The following is a 4,003-nucleotide window of genomic DNA, read 5'->3' on the forward strand; positions in this document are numbered from 1 at the left end:
GACGCCCTGCTCCTCGACCTGGAGGACGCCGTGCCGGTGTCCGAGAAGGAGCGTGCCCGTGAGGACGTCGCCGTCTTCCTCGAGGGACAGCCGCCCGGAGGACCGATCGAGCTGTGGGTCCGGGTCAACCCCGGCACGCTCGGCCGCGACGACGTACGCCGGCTGGCCGGGATCCCCGCCCTGACGGGTCTCGCGCTGGCCAAGGCGGACGCCGTGACGGTCGCCCAGGTGGCGGCGCTGCTCGACGAGTGCGGGGACCGCACCACCCACCTCATGCCGATGATCGAGACGCCTGCGGCGGTGCTCGACGCGCTCGCGATCGCACGTGCACCGCGGGTGCAGCGCATCCAGGTCGGCGAGGTGGACCTGACCGGCGAGGCCGGGATCACCCCCGGGCCCGACGAGGTCGAGCTCGTGGGCATCCGCACCACCGTCGTCCTCGCGAGCGCAGCCGCCCGGATCGCGCCACCGCTGGGCCCGGTCTCGCGCATCACCGCCGACCTCGAGGCGCTGGCCGAGTCGACCCGCCGGGTCGCCCGGCTCGGGTACGTCGGCCGCGCCTGCATCCACCCCGCGCAGATCCCGGTGGTGCACGCGGTGTTCAGCCCCCGGCCCGAGGAGGTAGAGGAGGCCGCCGAGACGCTGCGGCTGCTGGCCGACGCCGAGGCGCGCGGCTCGGGCGTGGCGCTCGACGCCCAGGGGCGGTTGATCGACCCGGCCGTGGTGCTGGGCGCCAGGCGGGTGCTCGAGCTGCACGAGCGGGCCACCCGCGACCAGGGCGGTGCCTGATGCGCACCGAGCTCGACCTCCATCTCGACCAGACCTGGCGTGCGGCGCATCCTCGGTCGGTTCCCGGCCGGGTTCGAGCGGTCGGTGCCGGGCGGCTACCTCGCCGCCGAGGAGTTCGTGGTGCTCGACGGGGAGCTCGAGCTCGAGGGGGAGCTGTTCGGCCGGGGAACGCTGAGCGTCGTCCCCGCGGGCTACCCACGCACCCACATGCGCTCACCCCAGGGGGCCCTGGTGCTGGCCTGGTTCGGAGGCCTGCCGGAGTTCCTCCCCCATGACGCGCTGCCGCCGTGCGCCGAGCAGATCCGGACGGTCCGCGTCGATGGCGGCGAGGCGCTCCCGGTCTCACCGGTGTCGGTGTGGCGGCGGGGCGCGGTCCCGCCTGGCGAGGGTGAGGTCGAGGTGGTCTCCGCCGACCTCTCACGGTGGACCCGGGGCGCCGAGCCGGCACCGGAGAGCGGTGACCTGGCCCGCAGGGAGCGGCGGTGAGCACCGTGGAGCCGGTCGCCATCGACCGGCGGTGGGCGGGTGTCGACGGGTTCTACGGCGGGTACGTCGTCGGCCTGCTGGTCGATGCCGCGCTCGGCTTCTCGGCCTACCGGCTGGCGTCAATCTCGGTGAACTTCGTCTCCCGCCTGGGCGTCGACGACGTCGAGATCGCGGTCGACCGGATCCACCGGGGCCGGTCCAGCGAGCTGCTCCGACTGACGCTGGGGCAGGCCGGTCGCGCTCGGGTGCATGGCCACGCCGAGCTCGTGGCCGTCGGTGAGGATCCCGAGCCGTTGTGGGTGCGGCGCAGCGAGGGCACCGCCGCACCGGCAGCGAGTGCCGGCCTCGGCCGCGACCGGCTGCCGTTCGACGACATGGTGGAGATGCGCACCGCGGCCCCGCCCCGCATCGACGCGCCGGCCACCTGCTGGGTGCGGCTGCGACCCGAGGCCGGCGATCCGGGGATGGTCACCGAGGAGGCCCTGGTGGCGGCGCTGCTGGACATGCCGACGCCGGGACTCTTCGGGCTGCCCGAGCCGGCGGCCTTCGTGCCCACCCTCGACTACACCGTCCACCTGGCACCGCCGGTCCCCGGATCGGCTCGCGACTGGGTGCGGCTCGACCACGGCAGCGGATGGGTCACCCGTGACCACTGCGTCGACGAGGTGACCGCCTTCGGCGCCGACGGACGGATCCTGGCGACGCTGCGCCAGACGCGCAGCGTTCGCTGGGCGAGCGCCTGGTCGTCCGACGGGGCGGCGACGGGGTGGCCACGCTGGTGCTCGGACCCGGCGAGGAGACGCAGTCGGTGGACGCTCGGCTGCACGCCGAGCTGGCCACCGTCTGGGACGATCTCGACCGCGATCCCGACGTGTCCGTCGTGCTGGTCGAGGGGCCCAACGACGAGGGCTTCCTGCTCGGAGGGTCGCTTCCGCTGGCCCAGGAGCTGGTGGCCAGCTCCCGGGCACGGTTCCGGATGGAGGAGCACCGCCGCTTCGTGCTCGGCATGGTCCGCTGCGCCAAGCCCATCGTCTCGGCCGTGTGCGGCCGGGCGGTCGGCGAGGGCACGGTCATCGCGCTGATGTCCGACATCTCGATCGTGGGCACGGGCACCACGCTGCTGGACAGGCACGTCCCCATGGGTGTGGCTGCCGGTGACCACGCCGCCCTGGTGTGGCCGTTGCTCACCAGCATGGCCCGGGCGAAGTACCACCTGCTGCTGGGTGAGGAGATCCCCGGCGAGGAGGCCGAGCGGATCGGGCTGGTCTCCCGGGTCGTGGCCGACGATCGGGTGCGCGCCGAGGCGCGCTCGATCGCGGCGCGGCTGGCCTCCTCCCCGCCGGATGCAGTCCGCTGGACCAAGAAGACCCTCAACAGCTGGTACCAGCCCGCGGTGCCGGCCTTCGACGCCTCCTTGGCGGTCGAGGTCCTCGGCTTCGCCGGTGAGGAGTTCGCGGCCGTGGTCGACCGCCTGGCCGCCGCGAACCGGGAGACCGAACGATGAGCCGACGTCTGGTGGTCACCGGCGGTGCCAGCGGCATCGGTGCCGCGGTCGTCCGCACCGTGGTCGCCGAGGGAGGCCGCGCGGTCGCCCTGGACCTGGCCGACCCCGATGGGATGGCCGCGCTCGAGGGGGTCGACTTCGTGCGCTGCGACGTGACCGACGCCGGCGGCACCCAGACGGCGCTGGCCGAGGCGGCCGGCCTGCTCGGCGGCCTCGACGCGGTGTACGCCGCGGCCGGCATGCTCGGCACCATGGCGCCCGTGGAGCACCTCACCCCGGAGGAGTGGCGAGACACCCTCGCCGTCAACCTCGACGGGTTCTTCCACACCGTGCGCGCCGCAGTCCCGTTGATGGGCGCAGGCGGCGCGATCGTGGGCACGTCCTCGGTGCACGGCCTGCGCACCTTCGCCGCCCCCGGGGGTGTGGCGTACGGCGTGGCCAAGGCGGGACTGGTCGCGTTCGTGCAGACCGCTGCCGTCGAGCTGGCGCGCCACGGCGTCCGGATCAACGCCGTGGCGCCGGGCAAGGTCGGCGGCACCCGGCTGCTCACCGCGAACCTCGGGGCGCACGACCTCGACGACCTCGAGCACGAGCGGATCGCCGACGTCCCGCTCGCGGGGGAGACCACGACCGCCGACGTCGTGGCCGCCGTGCGGTTCCTGCTCAGCGACCAGGCACGCCGGATCACCGGCACCGTGCTCGCGGTCGATGCCGGACAGAGCCTGCTCGGCGGCGGCATGCTCAAGGCGCGCCCATGACCGCGCCCACGGCCCCGACCCCGACCACCGGTGTCCGCCGCGCCTACGTCGACGTCGCACACGGGCAGGTGCACCTCCGGGTCGCCGACCCCGGCCCGACCACCCGTCCTCCGCTGGTCTGCCTGCACATGAGCCCGGCGTCCGGCCTCGTCTACGAACGGTTCGCGGGCGTGGCCGGTGCCAGCCGCACGGTGGTCGCTCCCGACACCGCAGGCTACGGCGCGTCCGACCCGCTGCCGGCCTACCCGACGATCGGCGACTACGCCCGCGTGGTCGCCGAGGTGGTCGAGGCCGCTGGTCTAGGCGCACCGGTCGACCTGCTCGGGTACCACACGGGGTCACTGACCGCCGTCGAGCTGGCCGGCGCCCGCCCCGACCTCGTCCGGCGCGTGGTCACGGTCTCGCTCCCGCTGTTCACGCCCGCCGAGCTGGAACGTCTGCGTGGTGTCTACGATCCGGAGCCGAT

At 74.4% G+C, this 4,003-nt stretch carries 5 protein-coding genes and 1 pseudogene; all 6 read left to right on the forward strand.

Annotation, left to right across the window (positions count from 1 at the left end; genetic code table 11):
* Positions 1-789 (forward strand): aldolase/citrate lyase family protein (locus tag Q0L15_RS00300; RefSeq protein ID WP_296601400.1); only part of this gene is annotated, 789 nt, incomplete at its 5' end.
* 39 nt (positions 790-828) lie between these two features.
* On the forward strand, positions 829-1,275 hold the full coding sequence (locus tag Q0L15_RS00305; RefSeq protein ID WP_296601403.1) for a hypothetical protein: 447 nt from the start codon (positions 829-831) through the stop codon (positions 1,273-1,275).
* A gap of 5 nt (positions 1,276-1,280) precedes the next feature.
* A pseudogene (locus Q0L15_RS24945) lies at positions 1,281-1,979 on the forward strand (thioesterase family protein); the annotation flags it as partial.
* Positions 1,980-2,041: 62 nt separating this feature from the next.
* A complete protein-coding gene (locus Q0L15_RS00310; RefSeq protein ID WP_296601404.1) occupies positions 2,042-2,779 on the forward strand; it encodes an enoyl-CoA hydratase-related protein in 738 nt (245 codons plus the stop codon).
* Positions 2,776-3,537, forward strand: a complete 762-nt coding sequence (locus Q0L15_RS00315; protein ID WP_296601405.1) for an SDR family NAD(P)-dependent oxidoreductase — start codon at positions 2,776-2,778, stop codon at positions 3,535-3,537. Before Q0L15_RS00310 ends, Q0L15_RS00315 begins: the two co-directional genes overlap by 4 nt.
* Positions 3,534-4,003: alpha/beta fold hydrolase (locus Q0L15_RS00320; protein ID WP_296601407.1), on the forward strand; the 470-nt coding region annotated here is incomplete at its 3' end. The genes Q0L15_RS00315 and Q0L15_RS00320, both read left to right, overlap by 4 nt.

Origin of the sequence: Nocardioides sp. (assembly GCF_024509035.1) — a bacterium.
Classification (GTDB): domain Bacteria; phylum Actinomycetota; class Actinomycetes; order Propionibacteriales; family Nocardioidaceae; genus Nocardioides.

Excerpts from the sequence above, each read along its gene's own strand:
- Q0L15_RS00315 (WP_296601405.1), top strand. The coding sequence starts at position 2,776 with ATGAGCCGACGTCTGGTGGTCACCGGCGGTGCCAGCGGCATCGGTGCC.